The sequence below is a fragment of the Acetobacter thailandicus genome, assembly GCF_011516655.1.
GTDB classification, from domain to species: domain Bacteria; phylum Pseudomonadota; class Alphaproteobacteria; order Acetobacterales; family Acetobacteraceae; genus Acetobacter; species Acetobacter thailandicus.
Genome location: NZ_WOSV01000003.1, coordinates 265,609 through 287,609 on the forward strand (window position 1 = coordinate 265,609; position 22,001 = coordinate 287,609).

Sequence of the window (22,001 nt, forward strand, 5' to 3'; positions counted from 1 at the left end):
ATGGGCAGAAGCCACGGGGCTTCAGCCCTTCCTGACAGCGAAGCACTCCGTACTTTTCTGGAGCAGGAAGGCACACCGGTTGGTGTTGCTGAAATTCTGCGTGCTTTTGGTCTGCCTCTGCACCTCAAACGGGCTCTGCGTGTCATGCTGCATGACATGGCCCTGTGTGGTGCGCTGGCCTGGCTACCGGCAGGGCGTCTTAAATCTATCCCAGATATGCCAGACACAGCACGCGTACGTGTTACCCGGCGCCGCGAGGATGGCTGTGTTTTTGCGTACCTTGCCTCTGACCCCAATACTGGTGTCAGGCTGATATCTGATCTGCCAGACGGCACACTGGTTCTGCCTGGTGACCTTGTCAGTGTCAGACTTCGCCCGTCATCACCACCCCGCAACCTGCGTGAAGGGCGACCTCTGGCACTTCTTGCACCCGTGAGCCGTGACCTTCCTGCCTGTGTCGACACAATTACCAGCAACGGGCCGTCAGTCTGTATAGAGCTTTACCCCTGCGATAAACGTCTCTCCCTGCGACTGCAGCTGTCAACAGACCAGAACGACTCTCTTTTAGCGCATATGAAAGTGGGGGCACTCATGATGGTGCGCCTGCTCTCTCATAATAAAAATGGTCTGGCACAGGTTAGTTTCTGCTCCTTTCTGCAGGCCACATCAGCACAGGACCAGGCCGCGCAGCTGAGTATTATCACTCATAATTTGCCTGAAAAATTCCCGTCCGACGCTCTGAACGAAGCACAGGAGGTACGGAAAAAACCTCTGCCGGAAGCAGAATTGCAGCAGCGCAGAGACCTCAGAACAGTTCCTCTGATTACTATTGATGATGAAACAGCTCAGGACTTTGATGACGCACTCTGGGCTGAACGCACGGAGAAAGGTTTTCACCTTATCGTCGCCATTGCAGATGTTGCCTGCTACGTACCGGCCGGCTCGGCGCTGGACAATGAAGCACGGGAGCGAGGCACCTCTGTTTATCTGCCTGGTCGTACCATCCCTATGCTGCCAGCAACACTCTCTGCTGACCTGTGCTCTTTAAAACCCGGAGAAGACCGGCTCTGCATTGCCCTCGACCTGCATATCGCTCCCGACGGTACTTTACTATCAGGCACCATTGACCGTGCGATTATGCGCAGTGCGGCACGGCTGACCTATAAACAGGTGCAACATTGCCTCGACACGTCTGAACCCCCGGCGCCTCATATTCCGACCCGTCAGATTTTAACACTGTCTGACACATCCAGGGCTCTGAGGACGAAAATCAGCCAGAATGGTGCTGACAGCAGTTATGAGAATAACAGCCTGAACTGGCATGTCATATGTGATGATGCTGGCAGCCCTGTCTCCTTTATGCCGCGTCAGAGGCTGCCTGCTCACGACCTTGTTGCCAGTTGTATGATTACGGCTAACCAGTTCATCGCACAGAAAATGCAGCACCTCTCTGCCCCCGGGCTGTTCAGGGTGCACAGCAGGAGCTCACATAATAAATACAGCTCTGATAAGATAATGGCCCGGTACACTCCCCTGCCTGGCGGGCATCATGGGCTGGGCCTGTCTGTATACACGCACTTCACCAGCCCAATCAGACGATATACTGACCTGATCAACCACCGGGCTCTGACTAAAATACTTGATCAAAAAGCACAGATCAGAGATGATGATACGGCACATCCGGGCATTCTGGCTGAACATCTTAACTATACAGAAACCCGCTCATCTTCTGCGGTGCAGGACTGCCTGAGCCGCCTTGCCTCGGCTTACCTGAGACCCTGCTGTGGCACTCTACTCACAGCGACAGTGACCAGAATGACACAGAAGGGGCTTGGGCTTATATTGACGAAAACGGGAACTCCGTCTTTTCTTTCCTCTGGTGTCTTGCTGAATTATTCAGGGTTTTATGACGACTCGCACTCCTTACGCGCCACATTATATTCCCGGTCTGCGCTTCAGCCTGGCAGTGTGCTCTCCGTGGTGCTCAAAGCAACAAACCAGGCAACGGGAGTGCTCTCTCTTCTCCCTGATACGTCAGATATCCCCCGGTGACAGCGAAAGCTGTCATGCTCACCTGGCACGAAAAATACCTTTATTTCTTATTGTCGCGCTGGCCTGTACCAGGCCCTCGCCACTCATGGCGCAAACCAGCGACGACGGACATAACCTGCCTTACACCCTCGGGTCAGCAATTCAGACATCATCGCTGATACATAATACTTCAGGCGCAAACCTGTCTGTAATGCCTCCTGGTACAGAACACTCTGCCATGCAAAATTCTGCTAACAGCATGGACTCTCTGTCCGGTGGGGCAAAACCCCCTTTCGTAATAACCGCCGCCCCGTCAGCCGATAACGCTATGCTCCGCGCTGTCATGGCAACGGCACTTGAGTTTCTGACCCCCCGCACGCTTGAATATCATTCAGCCAGGGAGTTCACTCTGTGGGGGCTGGGGGCACTAACAGCCCTTGACCCGACATTGTCCCTGCATACTGATAAAAAAGAAATCAGTCTCATGGACGGGCAAAAAACGCTTTTTACTCAGCCTGCACCACCTGCCGCAGACAGTGCCGCATGGGTAGAGCTGGCTGTGCATTTTATAACGGCGGCACAGACCCATTCAGAAACTTTTCGTAAAATCAGCCAGGATGATCTCCTTCAAACCTTTTTTGATGAGCTGTTTAATCATCTTGACCCTTACTCACGCTATATCGGACCATCCCCTGCCAGCTCAGACCGGATAGCCCGTACCGGCGGTGAGGCCGATGCCGGTGTTACGCTTACTCACAAGGGCGGACATATCCTCATTAAAACGGTAAATGCCAACGGCCCGGCCTGGACAGCCTCTGTTGATGCAGGTGACAGACTGGTTGCCGTAGATGGCCGCTCAACAGCCGGCCAGAGTGTAAAAACTGTTTCAGAATGGCTCAAAGGGAGTGAAGATTCCCTTGTACATCTACGCCTTCTCTCTCCAGGTCGTAAACGCAGCCACGTTGTGTCTGTACGCAGGGCACGGGTACCGCCTGAAACAGTGTTTGCTTTTACCAGTGGCTCACTGCTTATTTTACGTATCACAGCTTTCTCCTCTGATACTGCAGAAGAGATGAGCCAGTATCTCGACCAGGCGATGCAGGATACACATCTGCGCGGCATCATCATCGACCTCAGAGGAAACAGGGGTGGTGTACTGCAGCAGGCTGTCACGGCGTCTGCCCTTCTGCTCGATCACGGCGTTGCTGCAGTAACTGATGGCCGTGACCCGGAGGCTAATCATATCTGGGCGGTACAGGGTGGCGACATGACCAGCGGCCTGCCTATTGCAGTACTGGTGGATGGGCACACCGCCAGCGCGGCAGAAATTCTGGCTGCAGCCCTCGCAGACCATCACAGAGCCGTAATTATAGGCAGCTCAACCCTGGGGAAAGGCCTGGTACAAACCGTAGCCCAGCTGCCTAATAAAAGTGAGCTGTTCGTGACCTGGAGCCGCGTCATGGCTCCGCTGGACTGGCCATTGCAGGGACTCGGCGTCATGCCACATATCTGCACAAGCCTCGGCGCCAGTGCCATTGCCCGGCAGGTGCATGCCCTGTCTCAGGGGCACCTTGAAAATAAACCAGCTCTTGAAGCCTCTCGATCAGCACGTTTCCCTATTTCGACATCAAACATCCTTTCCATTCGTAAAGCCTGCCCGGCAGCTCTGGGCAGAGACGAAGATACTGAGACCGCACAGATGATTCTCAATAATAAAGCCTGGTATAAAGCTGCCATTTCCGCTACCCCGGAGGATGCATCTCAGCAGGCAACGGCGACACATCAGTAATGTCTGCACCACGACTACGAGCTGATATCGCTGCTAAAGCCATTCTGCGCGAAGCTGGCAGGGACGGACAATCAGCGATGCTCATCCACAAAGGGGCATCCGAAGCTGGCAGTCTGCTGGTTGTTTTACTCGAACGTGATGGATCTGCTATGATTCTGTCTCAGACCCGTACAACAAATGGTGATCCGGCATGGTTTTTTTCCAGCGGAGAAATACCTCTTACAGTTGAGGAGACAGGGCAGTACATTGACAGACAGAGACGGTATGACCCCGATTTATGGGTACTGGAACTCGAAGCGCCCGGTTTCAGATTACCATTTGAAGCAACTCTGGTATGAAAATAATCGTTAAGAGTATATCATTTCAGCCACACATGGAGGAACAACAGGGCAGATAATGAGAGTGTATCATAAAACAATTCCTCTCACCTGTTGCAGATCATGCAAGTTTACAGCAAGAAAGGCATAGCGGTTCTACAGACCGTATGCATACACTATTGTTATAGGCCACTGAACAGTCAGTGCCAGTGCGGGAGAAAAAGATGAAGCGGCGCCAAGATCTTCTCGGGCGGACATTGCTTTCTGCGCCGCTGGCTGCTGCTGGCCTGTATCTGCTTAGCCTGGCTCCGGCCTGCGCACAGCCAGTGCAGGGCATTTATATTGGCGGCGAAGGCGGTGCGACTTTCAACCAGGATCAGCGCGTCCGCTCCTCACCTATGTTCCCCACCGGCCGGGATCGCTGGCGCACGGGCGGAACAGGCATTGGCTCACTCGGCTATGGACTGGGTAACGGCTTCCGTGTCGAGGTCGAGGGCGACTATCGCAGCATGGCTTATGAAAAATTCATATCGAGTGCTGTCAGCAGCAAAGCCGGCGGGCGCAGACAGACCTATGGCGTGATGGCCAATGCTTTCTTTGACATGGATGTCGGCCGTCCCTGGATTTTCCCATATTTTGGTGCCGGTATCGGCTATGGCTGGACCAACATGCGCACCTCAGTGACAGCACCAGGGAACCAGTTCCGTCAGGGTATTGGCGGTACCTTTGGTAATTTTGCTTATCAGGGCATGTTCGGTCTGTCCTTCCCGTCACCCTGGGTTGTGGGACTTTCCCTCACAGCTGAATATCGTTTCTGGACTATGCTGGGTCCGCAATCGCACCATGCTGTTTCTATCGGAACAGTAGGAGCCGATCAGACCAAGGCTTATAGTCTGGCTACAGGCAACAGGGACACCAAAACCGACTTCAATCACTCACTGATGCTCGGGCTGCGGTATGAATTTAACCCTGCACCGCCACCACCACCTCCGCCGGAAGAGGCGACTCCTGCTGCACCGGCACCTCAGGCAACCCGTAGCTACCTGATCTTTTTTGACTGGGATCGGGCAACTCTGACTGATAAAGCACGTTCAATCGTTTCTACTGCCGCGCAGGCCTCTACTCATACCAGCCTGACCCGGATTGTGGTTTCTGGTTATACGGATAATTCATCTGCTTTCCCGGGCCAGAAACGCGGAGCAGAGTACAACATGGCTCTCTCCATCCGTCGTGCAAATGCAGTCAAAGCTGAACTGATGCGCGATGGCGTACCTGGCGCTACAATTGATGTCCACGGCTATGGTCAGGCAGACCCTCTCGTTCATACAGGCCCGAACACAAGGGAACCTCAGAATCGTCGGGTTGAGATCCTGCTCCGTTAGGCGCAACGGAATTTTATGACATACCCTTCAGAGTTTGATATTTTTCTTGCCACAACACCAGGGCTCGAGCCGGTGTTGTGCAATGAAGTGCGCCTTAAAGGTTTTAAACAGGCACGCATTGTGCCCGGTGGCGTCACTATAAAAGGTGGCTGGCCAGAGGTGTGGCGTGCGAATTTATGGATCAGAGGAACCAGTAAAATACTGGCTCGTGTGCTGTCTTTTCCTGCACGTCATCTGAGCCAGCTTGAACGCAGAGCGCAAACCTTCGAGTGGGGGAAGCTACTTCCTGCTGACAAACCTTTCCGTGTTGAGGCGACCTGTGCAAGATCGCGCATTTATCATGCTGGTGCTGCCAGTGAGCGTATTGCACGGGCTATCACAGCAAGTATGGGAGCTCCCGGCGCCGAAACGGCAGAAATTACCGTAAAAGCCCGTATTGAGGACGATATCTGCACGATCAGTATAGATACATCAGGAGAGCTTTTACATCGTCGGGGATCAAAAGAAGCTGTAAATCGTGCTCCGCTACGCGAAACACTGGCTTCTCTTTTCCTGATGCAATGCGGCTACACCGGTGCTGAACCGGTATTTGACCCGATGTGTGGGTCCGGCACTTTTATAATCGAAGCAGCAGAAATTGCCGCACGCCTGAACCCGGGACGCGCACGACATTTTGCCTTCGAACAGCTCGTGCCTTTTGACAAAGAGGCCTGGGAGAAAATGCGCGCTGTTAAAAGCGCACGTCTTCCTTCCTGCCGTTTTTATGGCAGCGACCGGGATGCGGGTGCCATTGTCATGAGTGAGGCTAATGCAAAAAGAGCTGGCGTTGACAGCTATACAGCCTTTGCCTGCCAGCCTGTGAGCGAGATCTCTCCACCTGAGGGAGAGGCTCCTGGCCTGGTAATCTGTAACCCGCCTTATGGCACAAGGCTGGGTGACAAGACACAGCTGGCCGCACTTTACCGGGCTTTTGGCAACACGATGAAAGCCCGCTTTTCAGGATGGCGTGTCGCTATAATCACCAGCGAATCCAGCCTAGCGCATGCAACAGCTCTGCCATTTTTGCCGGTAACGGCTCCGGTTCCTCATGGTGGCCTGAGAATCTCTCTCTACCAGACCAGGCCTCTGCCCTGAACAGAGCTGAGGCCTGTATGATAGTTTTCAGAGCCCGTTAAACAAAGACGTTGAGAGATAACGCTCTGCAAAAGAGGGTGCAATAGCAACGATTGTTTTGCCTTTGTACTCATCTTTTTTCGCAAGCTGCAAAGCAGCATGCAGACTTGCACCAGAGGAAATACCAACAGGAATGCCATCAAGACGGGCACAGCGCCGGGCTGCCGCAATTGCCTCACGCTCTGAGGTTGTCAGCACACCATCAAGCGACTTTGTATGCAGCGTTGCAGGACAAAAACCAGGGCCAATGCCCTGAATACCGTGAGGTCCGGGCTCATCCCCATTCAGGATAGCGCTTTCTGTGGGCTCAACACCAAAAACCTGAAGACCTTTTTTACGTGGTTTCAGGCATTCTGCGATACCTGTAGCAGTACCTCCGGTACCTACACCAGCCACCACAACATCTACCGCACCATCGGTATCTGCCCAGATCTCCTCAGCTGTTGTGAGAGCATGAATATGCGGGTTAACCGGGTTATCAAACTGCCCGGGCATCCAGGCATCCGGCATTTCCTCAATAATTTCATGAGCACGCGCTATAGCGCCCGCCATGCCTAAACGTGAGGGGGTCAGCTCAACCTGAGCGTCCATAAGGCGCAACATGCGGCGGCGCTCAATGGATGCTCCCTCCGGCATGGTTACCACCAGGCGGTAACCACGCGCAGCTGCAACAAAAGCCAGAGAAATACCGGTATTGCCTGATGTCGGCTCGACAAGAACCGTCCGTCCAGGGCTGATGCGCCCTTCTTTCTCGGCCGCGAGTATCATAGCTGCCCCGATACGATCCTTAACGGAGCCGAGAGGATTGAAAAACTCGAGCTTGAGAAGAAGACGCGCCTGAAGTTCGTCCTCTTTTGTCAGATGCGGAACAGCGACCAGTGGTGTTCCGCCCGTAACATCAACAATAGACTCGTAAACCCGGCCACGAGGAGCTGCAAAACCATATTTTGCGGCATCAAGATCGGAAACGCTCATATCACTGCCTTATTATTGTTGCCTGAATAAACCTGTTCTAATGAATATAATACGAAATAAGTTCGTAGATAAACAGAGCATCCCCTGCTATAGGGGGGTTAGAGCAGCTTTTAACATTTTATTTCCTTTTTTACAGTGGAAGGATACCGGAACATGATTTTGCGCCGAGACCGGGCCATAACAGCAATTCTGATTATGCTGGATGTGGCTTTTTACGCCGGCCGTTCCGGCACTGTGAGTGCGGCTGATATTGCCGAGCGCTCAAGCCTGGCCCGCAGAGGAATTGAGCCTTTGCTACAGTCCCTCTCCCGTACAGGATTGCTTGAAAGCATACGCGGACCACGCGGCGGCTACAGACTCGGTCGTCCCCGGCGTGATATCTCACTGGTTGATATCATTGCAGCCGTCACTCAGGATGAACCAGGTCATGAAGATGGCCCACAGGGGCCACTCTTTGCAAAGGTCATAGACCCGACCTGGAAACAGCTTGATAAAGAAGTCACGACACAAATGAAAAAAACCAGCCTTGATGATCTGGTTAAAAAGACCGAAAGCGCAGGGCTCAAGCGGCCTTTAAATGAGCCTATTACTTTTTCCATCTGAAAACTAAGACCCGCGCCCTGTTTTCACAATAAAACGCAAAAGGCCCGGCTTCCTCAGACCTGAGAATAAGGAAGCCGGTTAATTGTACCTGATTTATTTCTTAACCGGTGCATGACGGCGCACAGGAGCTTTTGCTTTAACCGGTGCTTTCTCTGCCTGGGCCGGAACTACCGGCTTAGCTGCGACGACACCTGTCGCATCAACTTTCACTGAAACTTTCAGATGCTGGCGGGCGCCACCTGCTGTCGGAATAAGAGTGACAACAAATTCGTCTGTACCGGCATAACCCAGAGTCGGTGTGTAGGTGATATGTGTATCGCTATCCAGATCATAGATCAGCGCTTTACCGTGTTCTGGCACAGGATCAACACCAAAAGAGGCGTAAGCACCACCACCTGGCTGGGAGACTTTCAGTTCACACAGCCCGTCATCAGAGCGCACCGTCATGGTCGTTGAGAGCTGACCATCAGCACCAGCCGTTACTGGCGTTGTCGTACACACAGCTGATGTTTTCAGATACCCGAACGGATTAGGAGACCCGGCAGGCGCAGAAACAGAACCCGTGGTCGTCGCACAACCGGCAAGCATAGTACCCGACACTGCCAGCACAGCAAATTCTCGCAAGCGCACTCGTCAACTCCACTTAATTTTTTATCAGTTGTTAAAAATGCAGCCGCAACCATCCTGACATAACGCTTCAAATGATTGCCAGTCCAATTACAGAATACATAACTATTATGACCTCTGCACTTAGAACATCCGGAGCCAGGAAGAAAGAGCTTAAAAAAGCACTACCAGTATGAAACTGGCTGTTTTTGTTATTTATGACATAATTTAGTCATAGCTGTTCTCTGTTTTCGTTCTGTTTTTCCCTGACAGCTATAAATGGGTTACTTTAAAAAAAACTTACAATGCGCACCAAACACCATAGAAATAGAGTTAAAACATCTGTATGTTCCCCGACTAAATGCGCTATTCCGCGTCACCTGAAATTTTTAAAAAAACCATTTGTATGCTGAAACAGATCTGTGCATCCCCTGTCAGACACGACAGAAATGCTGGTTCCAGTATATACCGGAGGAACCATATGTCTCGTTTTTCCCGTCTCCTGGCTGCCTGTGCTCTTACAGCTGGCATTCTGCACAGCTCTGGCAGCAGTTTTGCTGCAAACGCCTGCGGGCACTCTCCTGCTCATGAAGCATTTAACGTCCAGGCCCTGAAAAGTGAGCTGATGGTTACAGCACTCTCCTGCAGTGCTCAGGATAAATACAACTCATTTGTTGCAAAATTCCGCGGTAACCTGCTGGAAGAAGAAAAAAAGCTGAACACCTATTTCCGCGCGACCTATGGTCGCAACGCACAGCGCCAGCATGACGATTATATTACACAGCTGGCCAATGTTCAGTCAGAAAAAGGTCTGTCAGCAGGTACAATCTTCTGCATGCAGCGCGTTCCCATGTTTGACGAAGTCAATGCTCTGAGCAGCGCAGCCGACCTCGCTGCCTATACAGATGCAAAAGATATCACACAGCCAGCATCTTTCGAAACCTGTGCAGCACCTGCCTCAACCAAAGGTAAACGCCCGGTTCGCCGCGCAACCCGTACTGCTAAAAAATAAGATCTGTACCCACAGCCTTCGGCCTCATAATTACAGAGCACCGGAGGCGTGGTGACCTGCATTACCTTCCCCTGGGAAATGCATTTTTGTCAGAAACCTTCTGATTATAGTGAAAATTTATTTCAGTTCACTTTTTGTTCCCGAATATTCCCCTTATACTCCCCCGACCTGACACCCTACGTTATTAATGCTGGACAGACCCCGACCATGAGTGACCTGTTTTCCGGGCTTCCCCGTCCCCCCCGCAAGCCGACAGGCAAAGCACCTGCCACGGCAACCGGAACAGATAATGCGGGCAAAACAGCAGATTATAATGCTGATGCGATTGAAGTTCTTGAAGGGCTTGAACCAGTCCGCCGCAGACCGGGCATGTATATTGGCGGCACAGATGAAACCGCCCTGCATCACCTGGCGGCAGAAGTGCTTGATAACGCAATGGATGAAGCCGTTGCCGGGCATGCTTCCACTATTGATGTCACACTGGAACCAGGTGACAGACTGGTTATTCGCGATAATGGCCGTGGCATCCCCGTTGATGCACACCCCCGCTTTCCTGACCGCTCAGCTCTTGAGGTTATTCTCACAACACTGCACGCCGGTGGCAAATTCTCCGGTAAGGCCTATGCCACATCAGGTGGCCTGCATGGTGTAGGTTCATCCGTCGTCAATGCATTGTCATCACGGATGGATGTCGAAATAGCCCGCGACCGCACCATCTGGCAGCAAAGCTACGAACGCGGCATCCCCGTGACGCCACTGGAGAAGGCCGGCGTTACACAAAACCGTCGTGGTACGCAGATCGCTTTTGTACCTGACACACAAATTTTTGGTACACATCACTTCTCGCCGGCCCGCCTTTATAAACTCTGCCGTTCAAAAGCATTTTTGTTTCGTGGGGTGACTATTCGCTGGGCCTGCGACCCCTCGTTACTAAAATCTGGGGACGAGACACCTACTGAAGCCGTATTGCACTTTCCAGGCGGGCTGGCAGACAGCCTGACAGACGAGCTGGGAACCAACCCGGCGCTGCTCACCCCGTTATGGACAGATGTCGCCTCCCTCCCCCCCACACATGACGGTCAGGATAACGGACGAGTCGAGTGGGCTGTTGCTTTTCTCGACAGCGGTACAGCCGCTCTGGCCTCCTACTGTAATACGATCCCGACATCACAGGGCGGCACACACGAAACTGGTTTTCGTAATGCTCTGGTCAAAGGTCTTCGCACCTGGGGTGATCAGCGTTCAACAAAAAAAGCTTCGGCCATTACGGCTGAAGATATTCTTGGCGCCATTGCGGCAAAGCTCTCGGTATTTATCCGTGACCCGCAGTTTCAGGGCCAGACCAAAGAAAAACTGACATCACCCGAAGCCAGTAAACTGGTTGAAACGGCCCTGCGTGACCGTTTTGATCACTGGCTGGCACAAAACCCGCCTCAGGCTGATGCGCTTCTGGCATTTGTTATTGACCGTGCTGAGGAACGCCTTCGGCGGCGTGAACAAAAAGATACACCCCGTAAAAGTGCTACGCGCCGCCTGCGCCTTCCAGGCAAGCTGACTGACTGCACCAGGGAACAGGCGCAGGATACTGAAATTTTTCTGGTTGAAGGCGACTCCGCTGGTGGATCAGCTAAACAGGCCCGTAACCGTGAAACCCAGGCTATTCTGCCGCTCAGAGGCAAAATTCTTAACGTCGCCAGCGCAACGACTGAAAAACTTCGGGCGAACCAGGAACTGCGTGACCTGATTGAAGCTCTGGGCTGTGGATCAGGTGACCGCTGCGATATTACAAAACTGCGCTATGGCCGTGTTATCATCATGACCGATGCTGACGTAGACGGTGCACACATAGCCTCGCTGCTGATGACCTTCTTTTACCGCGAGCTGCCAGAAATTATTCAGGGCGGTCATCTCTACCTGGCGCAGCCCCCTCTCTACCGGCTGACACAGGGCACACGCACCGTCTACGCAATGGATGACGATGACCGTGAAAAGAAACTTAAAACCGTCTTTAAGTCACGTGGCAAAGTAGACGTCTCTCGTTTTAAAGGGCTCGGAGAAATGCCACCCGCTGACCTTAAAGAAACAACTATGGACCCACGTAAGCGCACTCTGCTACGCGTAGTTATCCCCGCTGAAGACAGACTCCTGACACGTGAACGCGTTGAAAGCCTGATGGGGCGAAAACCTGAGCTGCGTTTTGCGTTCATTCAGGAGCATGCCTCATCAGCTGATGAACTTCTGGATGTCTGAGCCTATGCCTGCCCTGACCTTTTCTCTCTCTGCACATCCTGTGCGGTATACATGAGCACTGACCACAAGCAGACAACAACCAAAGAACGCACAACCGCTGTTATGCAGTTACTGGGGGGAATGATCTCCCTGCAATTTGGCTCATCTGCTGCTAAAACTATGTTTCCCATTTTCGGTGCGACAGGCATGGTTGGCTTACGTGCCTGCTTTGCTGCCGTGATCCTGGTCATATTTTTTCGCAGCTGGACTATATTGTCGTGGAAAACCCTGCGTATGGCCATGCCGTATGGTCTGGTCACCGCCCTGATGAATGTGTTTTTCTATCTGGCACTTCAGCGCATCCCTCTGGGCATGACGGTTGCTATCGAATTTACCGGCCCGCTTTTCCTGGCCTTTCTTCACTCACAGCGTCTGGCAGATGTCGGATGGCTTTTGCTGACTGTTACAGGTCTGGTTCTCTTACTCAGGCCATCACATACAACCTCCCCCGATACACTTGGTGTTCTTTTTGCGCTTGGGGCAGCCACCTGCTGGGCATTTTACGTTGTCTTTGGAAAACGGCTGATTGGTAAAATGGCACCCGGTCACGCCTGCGCCCTGGGGCAGCTTTGCGGCGGCATCAGTCTTTTCTTTCCCTGCTTTGTACCCGCACTTATTACAGGCTCATCACACCCCTCTCTGCTGGCACTGGGCTTTATAGTTGCACTCTGCTCTTCTGCCATACCTTACGCACTGGAGATGCGTGCCATGCACACGCTCTCAGCGCGTGAGCTGGGCATTTTCTATAGCCTTGAACCTGTCTGCGCTGTGCTGGCCGGGGTTCTCATCCTGCATGAGCATCTCGAACTTTTACGTTTTTGCGGTATTCTCCTGGTCGCAGCAGCTTCGGCTGGCACCGTAATCATGCCTGAGAAAAAAGACCGGCCCACTTCATCATCTCACACATAAAAAAAGCCAGACACTCAGGTCTGGCTTTTATCATCAGCAAAACTTTTACAGGCCTTACCGGTAAACGGCATGCTCATGTGGGGCCTGCAACATCGCGGTATGATCAGCAGCGGCTCTGTTCATAAGTTCAGCCTGTACACTCTGCGTCACGACCGGATCGAAAAGACGGGTAAAAGTACCGGGGTAAATACCCATCCACAAAATAATAACAGCCAGAGGAGCAAGCACAGCAACCTCTGTCATCGTCAGGTCACGCAAGGCACTTGTGGTTTCTCTGACTGTGCCAAACAACACGCCTTTGTATAGATAAAGCATATAGACAGCGCCCATGATCATGGTGGTGCCTGCCAGTAAGGCAACCCACAAAGACACATGTACTGCACCCATAATCACCAGTAACTCACCGGCAAAAGAGCTGGTACCTGGCAGACCAACATTCGCCATTGTGAAAAGCATGGCAAATGTCGCCAGCAAAGGCATCTGTCGCGCAACACCACCAAGCTGCCCGATCTCTCTGGTCCCGGCTCTTACGGCAATAACTGACACACAAAAGAACAATGCAGCAATCACGATACCATGTGAGAGCATTTGCAGAATAGCACCATCAATCCCCTCTGCGGTCAGCGTGAACAGACCAACAGCAATCATACCCATATGAGAGAATGAGGAATATGCGATAACCCGCTTCATATCGGTCTGTGCAAAGGCAATATAGGCCGCATAAATGATCGCCACAACGCCCAGCGCAAGAACGTAAGGAGCGAAGGCATGGGCTGCTTCAGGGAACATCAGGATACCAAAGCGCAGCAACCCATAAGCACCGGCCTTAGACAAAATGCCCGACAGCATAGCAGACGCAGGAGCCGGTGCCTCGGTATACGCATCAGGCAGCCAGGCATGCAGCGGAAACAGCGGGAGTTTCACACCAAAAGCAAGAATGAAAGCAAGCAGCAGCCAGCCCTGAACCTGATGCGAGAACCCTGCGTTCATCAGAGCCTGTATATCAGTCGTCCCTGTTTTCAGCCACATTGCGACCAGTGCAAGCAACATGAACAGCGAGCCACCAAAAGTGAACAGAAAGAACTGCAAAGAGGCCCAGATTCTGCGGCGACCACCCCAGACACCAATCATAAGACTGGCAGGGATAAGCGTTGCTTCATAGAAAATATAAAACAGGATGAGATCCTGCGCTGAAAACAGGCCAAACAGAGCTGTTTCAAGCAAAAGGACTGTCACAGTAAAGGTGCTGATCTGCGTTTTGACAGAATTCCAGCTCACCATGAGTGTCAGCGGTGTCACCACAGCTGTCAGCAGGATAAAGACCAGGGAAATACCATCAAGGCCGGTATGGTAGGACATACCATAATCTGTCATCCAGCCCAGACGCTGCTCAAACTGTAGCCCGGGTGTTTTAGGGTCGAACCCACACCACAACATAACGCTCAGGACGAGGACAGCAAGGCTGGTTGCAAACCCAACCCATTTGGCTGCCAGTTGTTTGGTATTGCCTCTTCCCATAAGAATGACCAGCAGGACGCCGGCTAAAGGAAGATACGTGATTATGGAAAGCAGGCTGGAGTACACGGCGTTCTCACCATCCGGGTTACACTAAATAAGTGAGCTCTATTGTGCTCCCTTTTCTTGCAGCCGACCAGAGAAATAGTGTTCACATTCAGCCGACCTGCAGGAATTTTTATAAAATACTCTGAAACACTACCTGCGGCCAAAAAGCTTTTCGAGATCTTTTTTACTAAATTTCAACCATGTCGGACGTCCATGTGAGCAGGTACCTGCCCTGGGCGTCTGCTCCATCTGACGAAGCAAAGCATCCATCTCTTCGCGGGTCAGGCGACGACCGGCCCGAATACTGCCATGACAGGCCATACGGGCAATGACAGCATCAAGCCTGCTATCCAGAGAAGGCATTTCATCAGGTCTGCCGCTGTCATCTGCCTCAAGCTCTTCTGCCAGATCACGCAAAATACCTCTCGAGTCGCTGGTATTCAGCAAAGCTGGCAACCCTCTGACCAGAACAGCATCTGCACCAAAGGCCTCAAGCTCTATACCAAGTTGTGAGAGCAGAGCCTGTCTGGCGACAAGCAGCTCCACCTGGGCAGGTGGCAGATCAATGACATCAGGCACAAGTAAACGCTGCGCCTTTACCTGACCACTCAGAAACTGCTCACGCATGCGTTCATGGGTCAGGCGCTCATGAGCTGCATGCTGGTCAACCAGCACCAGGCCGCCATCAGAAGCAACAGCAATCACATACGTATCCAGAACCTGCGCAACAGCACCACCCAGAGGGTAATCTGTCTCATCCTCAACATGAACAGTGACAGGCTCGGGATGATGCAACGGTGCCCGGACACCCTCTGAAAATCTGTGCTCCTGCGGAGGCAAAACCCGGACAGAAGGAGAGTCAGGCAATGCCAGACGTCCTTCAGCAGGACGATGTAAGGTGCTCTGTGCCGGATAGGGCGCTGTTGCAGCCTGCGCTAAAGCAGTCTGCTCGGGTGGATACCAGATACGAGCCGGACGACCGGCTGGCGGTAAAGAGGGCCTGACACCGACATAGCCTGCCCCTCCTTCTAATGCCCTGCTCAGCGTGCCGATAACCAGTGACCTGACGGCAGCCTCATCAGCAAAACGGAGCTCTGTTTTAGCGGGATGAACATTCACATCAACTTTTTCTGGCGGGATATCAAGCATCAGCACCAGTACAGGGTGCCGACCCACCTCCATAACCCGGCGGTATGCCACACTCACAGCCGTTTTCAGCACAGGGTCAACAACCGGCCGGTTATTCACCAGCATAAACTGCCCGGCTCCTGTTGCCCGGTGTACAGAGGCGCCACAGGCAAAACCTGACAGCACCATTCCATCGCGTTCACCATGAATATTTAGAAAACCATCAGCATCCTGCACGCCCAGCACAGCTGAGGCACGGGCGGCCATATCCTGCGCAGGCAGGTCAAGCCGTTCACGCCCATCCATCGTGAAACGGAAAGCGGTACCCGGCACTGAGAGCGCAAGCCGGCGAATAGCAGCCTCAGCGTGATTACCTTCTACCCTGGCACTTTTAAGAAATTTACGACGAGCCGGTGTTGCAAAAAAAAGGTCTTCAACAACAACGCTGGTACCCGGCACACCCGCTACAGGTTCAGGAGGTGTAATTTTACCTCCGGCCACATGTATACGCCAGGCTGTACTATCCTGCGCAGTACGTGACGTAATGGTCAGACGCGCCGCAGCACCAATGGAAGGAAGAGCTTCACCACGAAACCCAAGCGTTGTAATGCGCACGAGGGTTTCATCATTAAGCTTTGAGGTGCAGTGCCGTTCAACAGCCAGCAGCAACTCATCGGGGGTCATGCCACAGCCATCGTCTGTAACAATTATCCGGTCAGTGCCGCCACCTTCCAGACGAATATCAAGACGCTGCGCACCCGAATCGATGGCATTTTCAACCAGCTCTTTTAAGGCCGCTGCAGGCCTCTCAATCACCTCACCTGCCGCGATGCGGTTGACCAGCACCTCTGGCAGGCGGCGCAGCCTGGGCCGGAGCGGCACTGCACCCGGCCCCTCTGGTATTATGTCAGCTGACACGGGTCAGGCGGCCATCTTACCAGGGCTGATACCAGCTCTTTTTGTTAGCCGGTTTCGTTGGGGTTGCCCCTGAAGTCAAAGGCTTACCAAGAGCTGCATTCTTTTTCAGGCGATCATTTTCTTTGTCAGCATCAACGACTGAGCCGGCTGTACCACCGTGCCAGAACATGATCTGATCAACAAAACCTGAATCATTCGGCTCAAGCCCGCCTTCATCTGATGCATCGGATGCGGCTGTTGCTGACTGAACCAGAATTGTCTGCCCTGAGCTGGAAGCACCACTTTCACCATGCAGAGCAACATCAGGAGACAAAGTTTCAAGAGCCTGCAGGCGCTCGCTCTCATCCTGAGGGCGCTCAGCGCCACTGACAGGCCTGGCCAGTTCGTTCATGGGCGGCATAGAAAGTGGTGCGCGTGTTGTCACCGTATATTCATCAGGCATACTGCGCTCAAGACCAAAGGCACGTGCAGCTTCAGACCCTGTGCAGCCAGACAGCAGCGTTAACCCGCATAACAAGAAAGAAGAAGTCAGTCCTACAACACAGCGTGACATTTTTTGCCTTTTACCCTTTTCAGACCAGTCAGCACACCACAGACTGGTTTTCTTGTTTAAGTGGCCTGCGGCTTATTGCCTGCACGCATATTATGCAACAACAAAACGCCTACTGCACAGACAATAGCTGAGTCAGCAATATTAAACACGTACCATGAATGACCAAAAGCGTGAGCGTGCAGAAAATCAACCACTGCCCCATAACGCAGACGGTCAATCACATTACCTATCGCGCCGCCAATAATTGCTCCGACACAAACCGCTATCAGGCGGCTGGATGTTTTAAACATCCACACCAGCAAACCACATACCACAGCCAGCGCCACTGCGGAAAAAACAAACGGCCCTGCAACCCCGCCAAGCAGGCCAAAGGTCACGGCATGATTCCACACCATCGAGAAATTAAGGAACGGTAAAACATAGACCGAACCTTTCTCTGGCAGGTCAAGACCGTAGAGAATCCAGAATTTGCTTAGCTGGTCAGCTGAAAGCACCAGAAACATAACCAGCAGACCCAGCCCCGCTGAGCGCAGCAAAAAAGGTTTGCTCACGCTCCCTCCTGCATATCAGGGGCTAAGGTTGCGCCGACCACAGACACACAGCGCAGGCACAGCCCCGGGTAGTCAGGACGGGAGCCTGTCTCTGGCAGTACTTTCCAGCAACGCACACATTTTTCACCCTCAGCCGCACGTACAACAGGCGCACCATGCAACAGGCCACCCTCAGAGCCCTCGACATAAACTGAGCTGCTCTGAGGGTCGATCATGATATCAACATGAGAAACAATACACAGCTCAGACCAGTCAACACCGGCAAACAGACCGGCTTCCTCTTCTGACAAGGTCAGCTCAACCTGCGCCTGTAATGAAGATCCGATTGTACCATTACGGCGGGCATCTTCAATTTCGGTTGTAATAATACGTCTTACACCACGCAGTTTGACCCAGCGTTCATCAAGCTCAGGGTTATTCCACTCAGCGGGCAGCTCAGGGAACGCCTGCAGATGCACGCTTGAACCCTCACCAAAGCGAGCGGTCCAGGCCTCCTCAGCTGTAAACACCAGCACTGGAGCAAGCCACGTGGTCAGGCAACGATGCAGAATATCAAGCACCGTGCGGGTTGCGCGACGTGTCAGCGTATCAGGAGCATCACAGTAGAGCGTATCTTTACGAATATCGAAATAAAATGCTGACAGGTCGGTCGTGCAGAAACCATGCAGAGCCGGATAAACGCCAACCCACTGATGAGTTTCTACCGCGCTGTTAACCAGGCCGCCCAGATCAGTCAGTCTGTGCAGCACCCAGCGCTCAAGTTCGGGCAGTTCGTTATACGGTACAGCCTCATCAGCCTCAAACCCTTCGAGAGCACCCAGCACCCAGCGCAGAGTGTTGCGCAAACGCCGGTACAGCTCACCCTGCTGCTTAAGGATTTCTTTGCCGATACGCAAATCTTCATGCGTATCTGAGTTCATCACCCACAGACGCAGAATATCAGCACCAAGACTGTCATTTACCTCCTGCGGGGCAATAACATTACCCAGGGATTTTGACATCTTACGGCCCTGCTCATCAAGCACAAAGCCATTTGTCACGAGCGTTCTGAAAGGTGAAACACCCCGGGTACCAACGCTCTCAAGCAGAGAGGACTGGAACCAGCCACGATGCTGATCTGAGCCTTCGAGATAAACATCGGCCGGGAATGTCAGGCCTGGCTGCCCAAGAACGAAAGCATGTGTTGAACCACTTTCAAACCAGACATCGACGATATCAAACACCTGCTCATAATCGTCAGGGTTACGATCAGCTCCAAGGAAGCGCGAAGCCGGCGCACTATACCAGACATCAGCCCCCTCTTCACGAAAAGCCTCAACAATGCGCTGCATCACTGCCGGGTCACGCAACACCTCACCTGAGCGTTTTTCGACAAACACAGCAATAGGCACACCCCAGGCACGCTGACGGCTGATACACCAGTCAGGACGGTTACGCACCATTGAGGTCAGTCGGTTACGTGCCTGAGCCGGGACAAAATTTACACCGTCAAGCGCGTTGAGAGCTTTCTCACGCAGATCCCCCTCACCATCCATCCGGATAAACCACTGAGGTGTTGCACGATAAATGACCGGAGCACGTGAACGCCATGAATGCGGATAAGAGTGAACCAGCTCACCACGGGCAACAAGACCAGCAGGAGACTGCTTTTGGGCTATTCTCTGCTGCATGCTGTCAGTCAGTGCGGCACAAACGACATCGGCAGCCTTAAAAACATGTACACCGGCAAAGCCAGGCACCCATGGCGCATAAAGACCGTCATCCTGCACAATTTCTGGCACTTCAATGCCATACGAACGACAAAGGCGGAAATCATCCTCACCATGTGAAGGCGCCATGTGAACGAGGCCGGTACCCGCATCGGTCGTTACAAAGTCGCCTGGCAGCATGGGCACATCATACTCATAGCCAGAGCCACGCAGCGGATGTGCACAGACAACGCCCTCAAGCGCGCTGCCTGGCAGCGTATACACCACATGATGAGCTGTGATGTGCGCATCACGACAGAAAGCACCTATCAGTGATTCAGCAACCAGAACCCTTGATCCGGGCGCCAGCAGCGCATCGGGAGCTGTCTCGTCAATACGCAGAACGACATAGGTGATCTCAGGGCCATAGGCCAGAGCACGGTTAGCTGGCAGCGTCCAGGGTGTTGTTGTCCAGATAACGACAGAGACATCCTGCAGCGCCTGAGCAGCGGTCGGGTCTCTGACAACAGGGAAAGCAACCAGAACAGTTGTCGATTTATGATCGCGATATTCGATTTCAGCTTCAGCCAGGGCAGTTTTTTCAACCGGGCTCCACATGACAGGGCGAAGACCACGATATAACCCGCCATTCAGCAGAAAACGGCCGATCTCCTGCACAATGGCTGCCTCAGAAGAGAAGTCCATCGTTGCATAACGATTCGTCCACTCTGCCTGAACACCCAGGCGTTTGAACTCCTCCATCTGCACATTCAGCCATTTTGCGGCATAGGCGCGACATTCGGCCCTGAACTCAAGGACCGGAACACTCTCTTTGTTACGCTTACTCTTGCTGTACTCTTCTTCAACCTTCCATTCGATCGGAAGGCCATGACAGTCCCAGCCTGGAATATAGCGTACAGCGTAACCCGACATGCGACGCGCACGATTGATAACATCTTTACCAATTTTATTGAGCGCATGGCCAATATGCAGGTGACCGTTTGCATAGGGAGGGCCATCATGCAGCGTAAAAGGCTGGCGCCCTTCACTCTGTATTTTAATCTGATCATCCAGCCCGTTTTCTTCCCATTTTTTCAGCCACTCAGGCTCGCGTACAGGCAGACTGCCTCGCATGGGGAAAGAAGTACGCGGTAAAAAAACCGTATCGCGATAAAGATCGGCGGGAGAGGTTTTTTCCGTATCGCTGCTGGATTTAGACATGGAACGGCAGACGTCACTCTTATTGGGGTTCAGCACACAACGTGACAGGCAGGCTCTGCCGTCACACATATCTCTTCAGGTTATCCTGACGAAGGCCCTGCGGGTCAAGCAATTACAGTGCAGAAAACGCTCTGCCGCACAAAAGAAGGCCCGAAAAACGTCAAAATCAGGAAATACGATGGTTTTTTTGCCTGAAAAGCAGATCATCTATCAAATAGATCGACACGATATAGGTAAAAAATGCCGCAACGACCGTTCTCAGATACTGCTCGGGCGGGACAAGAAACCAGAGCAGAACTCCGAGAAACGGCAGCCCTATCACATATAACAGAATACCAAGCAGCCTTTTCATAAGCTCCCTCTTTCCTGATCAATGACCTGACGGGCCTCGTCTGCGTCACGGGTGATCTGCTGCCTCAGCGCATCGAGGCCGTCAAACCGTTTTTCAGGACGCAGCATACGGTGCAATGCCACAGAGACTTCCTGACCGTACAAATCGCCCTCATAGTCAAATAAATGCACTTCGAGGCGACTTTCAAGCCCGTCATCAATCGTGGGGCGAATGCCAATATTGGCGACACCAGCATAAGCAGAACCATTTGTCAGGCGCACTGTGACAGCATAAACACCGCGCGCAGGCTCAAGATGGCGACCAAGCGCAATATTTGCGGTCGGAAAACCCAGTAGTCGCCCGCGCTTTGCTCCGTGCTGCACAACACCATGCACCGACCATAAACGTCCAAGCTCCTCAGCTGCTCTTTCAGGCTGACCGGCTTTAAGAAGTTTACGAATACGAGTGGAGGAATAAGGGCCGGCTTCATCTGTCAGGGCCGAAACGGCTATAAAGCCCATATTCAGTTCGCCGCACCGCTCTGCCAGAAACTCGGCATTACCTGAGCGTTTGAACCCGAAACAAAAATCAGCCCCGCAGGCGACATGCTTCAGCCCAAGAGCCTCGCTCAGAACATCTTCAGCGAAACGTTCTGCCGGCATGTGGGAAAAAGCTTCATCGAAGCGAATCTGGAAAACATGCTTCACACCAAGAGCAGACAAAGCTGCAAGCCGCTCAGCAGACAAAGTGAGCCGGAAGGGTGGCTCAGTCGGGCGGAACAACTCACCCGGGTGGGGTTCAAACGCAACAACGGCCAGAGGCAAATCAGGCCGGGCACTATGCAATGTCCGGACAAGGTGCGCATGGCCGCGATGCACCCCATCAAAATTCCCCAGCGCTGCCGCACATCCCCGCACCTCATCCGGAACTGATTTCCAGTCTTTGTGCAGCCGTGCTGTCAT

18 protein-coding genes are annotated in these 22,001 nt (G+C 52.8%); 10 read left to right on the plus strand and 8 right to left on the minus strand.

Going from position 1 to position 22,001, the window contains the following annotated elements; all coding sequences use genetic code 11:
* From GOB58_RS06275 to GOB58_RS06295, 5 genes are all read left to right on the plus strand, one after another.
* Nucleotides 1-2,052: an RNB domain-containing ribonuclease gene (locus GOB58_RS06275; RefSeq protein WP_086554022.1), complete on the plus strand. Its 2,052-nt coding sequence runs from the start codon at nt 1-3 to the stop codon at nt 2,050-2,052.
* 85 nt (nt 2,053-2,137) lie between these two features.
* Nucleotides 2,138-3,820: a S41 family peptidase gene (locus tag GOB58_RS06280; RefSeq protein WP_242005245.1), complete on the plus strand. Its 1,683-nt coding sequence runs from the start codon at nt 2,138-2,140 to the stop codon at nt 3,818-3,820.
* Nucleotides 3,820-4,158, plus strand: a complete 339-nt coding sequence (locus tag GOB58_RS06285) for a DUF1491 family protein (RefSeq protein WP_086636099.1) — start codon at nt 3,820-3,822, stop codon at nt 4,156-4,158. Before GOB58_RS06280 ends, GOB58_RS06285 begins: the two co-directional genes overlap by 1 nt.
* 203 nt (nt 4,159-4,361) lie before the next feature.
* On the plus strand, nt 4,362-5,519 hold the full coding sequence (locus GOB58_RS06290; protein WP_086554019.1) for an OmpA family protein: 1,158 nt from the start codon (nt 4,362-4,364) through the stop codon (nt 5,517-5,519).
* Nucleotides 5,520-5,534: 15 nt separating this feature from the next.
* Nucleotides 5,535-6,653, plus strand: coding sequence for a THUMP domain-containing class I SAM-dependent RNA methyltransferase (locus tag GOB58_RS06295; protein ID WP_173559623.1), 1,119 nt, complete (start codon nt 5,535-5,537; stop codon nt 6,651-6,653).
* A 27-nt stretch (nt 6,654-6,680) separates the two neighbouring features.
* Here GOB58_RS06295 and cysK read toward each other — a convergent pair whose 3' ends face one another.
* Nucleotides 6,681-7,667 (minus strand): cysteine synthase A, encoded by a 987-nt coding sequence (gene cysK / locus GOB58_RS06300; protein WP_086636101.1) that lies wholly within the window; start codon nt 7,665-7,667, stop codon nt 6,681-6,683.
* A 153-nt stretch (nt 7,668-7,820) separates the two neighbouring features.
* Here cysK and GOB58_RS06305 point away from each other — a divergent pair, with 153 nt between their 5' ends.
* Nucleotides 7,821-8,270, plus strand: coding sequence for an RrF2 family transcriptional regulator (locus GOB58_RS06305; protein ID WP_173559624.1), 450 nt, complete (start codon nt 7,821-7,823; stop codon nt 8,268-8,270).
* Nucleotides 8,271-8,363: 93 nt separating this feature from the next.
* Here GOB58_RS06305 and GOB58_RS06310 read toward each other — a convergent pair whose 3' ends face one another.
* The gene (locus tag GOB58_RS06310; RefSeq protein WP_173559625.1) at nt 8,364-8,900 is read right to left on the minus strand and encodes an Ig-like domain-containing protein; all 537 of its coding nucleotides are present in this window, start codon (nt 8,898-8,900) and stop codon (nt 8,364-8,366) included.
* Between the two features lie 457 nt (nt 8,901-9,357).
* Between GOB58_RS06310 and GOB58_RS06315 the strand changes: the two genes are divergently transcribed.
* From GOB58_RS06315 to GOB58_RS06325, 3 genes are all read left to right on the plus strand, one after another.
* On the plus strand, nt 9,358-9,888 hold the full coding sequence (locus GOB58_RS06315; protein WP_086554014.1) for a hypothetical protein: 531 nt from the start codon (nt 9,358-9,360) through the stop codon (nt 9,886-9,888).
* A 207-nt stretch (nt 9,889-10,095) separates the two neighbouring features.
* Nucleotides 10,096-12,138, plus strand: coding sequence for a DNA topoisomerase IV subunit B (gene parE / locus GOB58_RS06320; RefSeq protein WP_173559626.1), 2,043 nt, complete (start codon nt 10,096-10,098; stop codon nt 12,136-12,138).
* Between the two features lie 51 nt (nt 12,139-12,189).
* Nucleotides 12,190-13,086: an EamA family transporter gene (locus GOB58_RS06325; protein ID WP_086554012.1), complete on the plus strand. Its 897-nt coding sequence runs from the start codon at nt 12,190-12,192 to the stop codon at nt 13,084-13,086.
* A gap of 54 nt (nt 13,087-13,140) precedes the next feature.
* On the opposite strand, the gene GOB58_RS06330 is transcribed toward GOB58_RS06325, so the two are convergent.
* The 5 genes from GOB58_RS06330 to ileS form a co-directional block, all read right to left on the minus strand.
* On the minus strand, nt 13,141-14,670 hold the full coding sequence (locus GOB58_RS06330) for a complex I subunit 4 family protein (RefSeq protein WP_086554011.1): 1,530 nt from the start codon (nt 14,668-14,670) through the stop codon (nt 13,141-13,143).
* A gap of 129 nt (nt 14,671-14,799) precedes the next feature.
* On the minus strand, nt 14,800-16,695 hold the full coding sequence (gene mutL / locus GOB58_RS06335) for a DNA mismatch repair endonuclease MutL (RefSeq protein WP_173559627.1): 1,896 nt from the start codon (nt 16,693-16,695) through the stop codon (nt 14,800-14,802).
* 16 nt (nt 16,696-16,711) lie between these two features.
* Nucleotides 16,712-17,248, minus strand: coding sequence for a DUF3035 domain-containing protein (locus GOB58_RS06340; RefSeq protein WP_086554010.1), 537 nt, complete (start codon nt 17,246-17,248; stop codon nt 16,712-16,714).
* 56 nt (nt 17,249-17,304) lie between these two features.
* Nucleotides 17,305-17,751, minus strand: a complete 447-nt coding sequence (gene lspA / locus GOB58_RS06345) for a signal peptidase II (RefSeq protein ID WP_233133298.1) — start codon at nt 17,749-17,751, stop codon at nt 17,305-17,307.
* Nucleotides 17,752-17,795: 44 nt separating this feature from the next.
* Nucleotides 17,796-20,708: an isoleucine--tRNA ligase gene (gene ileS, locus GOB58_RS06350; RefSeq protein ID WP_173559628.1), complete on the minus strand. Its 2,913-nt coding sequence runs from the start codon at nt 20,706-20,708 to the stop codon at nt 17,796-17,798.
* Between ileS and GOB58_RS06355 the strand changes: the two genes are divergently transcribed.
* On the plus strand, nt 20,707-21,036 hold the full coding sequence (locus tag GOB58_RS06355) for a hypothetical protein (RefSeq protein ID WP_173559629.1): 330 nt from the start codon (nt 20,707-20,709) through the stop codon (nt 21,034-21,036). The two genes, ileS and GOB58_RS06355, sit on opposite strands and share 2 nt — an antisense overlap.
* A gap of 20 nt (nt 21,037-21,056) precedes the next feature.
* On the opposite strand, the gene GOB58_RS06360 is transcribed toward GOB58_RS06355, so the two are convergent.
* Nucleotides 21,057-22,001, minus strand: coding sequence for a bifunctional riboflavin kinase/FAD synthetase (locus GOB58_RS06360; RefSeq protein WP_086554007.1), 945 nt, complete (start codon nt 21,999-22,001; stop codon nt 21,057-21,059).

Coding starts and splice junctions, on each gene's coding strand:
- GOB58_RS06275 (WP_086554022.1), top strand. CDS start 1: ATGGGCAGAAGCCACGGGGCTTCAGCCCTTCCTGACAGCGAAGCACTC.
- GOB58_RS06280 (WP_242005245.1), top strand. CDS start 2,138: ATGGCGCAAACCAGCGACGACGGACATAACCTGCCTTACACCCTCGGG.
- GOB58_RS06285 (WP_086636099.1), top strand. CDS start 3,820: ATGTCTGCACCACGACTACGAGCTGATATCGCTGCTAAAGCCATTCTG.
- GOB58_RS06290 (WP_086554019.1), top strand. CDS start 4,362: ATGAAGCGGCGCCAAGATCTTCTCGGGCGGACATTGCTTTCTGCGCCG.
- GOB58_RS06295 (WP_173559623.1), top strand. CDS start 5,535: ATGACATACCCTTCAGAGTTTGATATTTTTCTTGCCACAACACCAGGG.
- cysK (WP_086636101.1), bottom strand. CDS start 7,667: ATGAGCGTTTCCGATCTTGATGCCGCAAAATATGGTTTTGCAGCTCCT.
- GOB58_RS06305 (WP_173559624.1), top strand. CDS start 7,821: ATGATTTTGCGCCGAGACCGGGCCATAACAGCAATTCTGATTATGCTG.
- GOB58_RS06315 (WP_086554014.1), top strand. CDS start 9,358: ATGTCTCGTTTTTCCCGTCTCCTGGCTGCCTGTGCTCTTACAGCTGGC.
- parE (WP_173559626.1), top strand. CDS start 10,096: ATGAGTGACCTGTTTTCCGGGCTTCCCCGTCCCCCCCGCAAGCCGACA.
- GOB58_RS06325 (WP_086554012.1), top strand. CDS start 12,190: ATGAGCACTGACCACAAGCAGACAACAACCAAAGAACGCACAACCGCT.
- GOB58_RS06340 (WP_086554010.1), bottom strand. CDS start 17,248: ATGTCACGCTGTGTTGTAGGACTGACTTCTTCTTTCTTGTTATGCGGG.
- lspA (WP_233133298.1), bottom strand. CDS start 17,751: ATGTTTCTGGTGCTTTCAGCTGACCAGCTAAGCAAATTCTGGATTCTC.
- GOB58_RS06355 (WP_173559629.1), top strand. CDS start 20,707: ATGGAACGGCAGACGTCACTCTTATTGGGGTTCAGCACACAACGTGAC.
- ileS (WP_173559628.1), bottom strand. CDS start 20,708: ATGTCTAAATCCAGCAGCGATACGGAAAAAACCTCTCCCGCCGATCTT.
- GOB58_RS06360 (WP_086554007.1), bottom strand. CDS start 22,001: ATGACAGCACGGCTGCACAAAGACTGGAAATCAGTTCCGGATGAGGTG.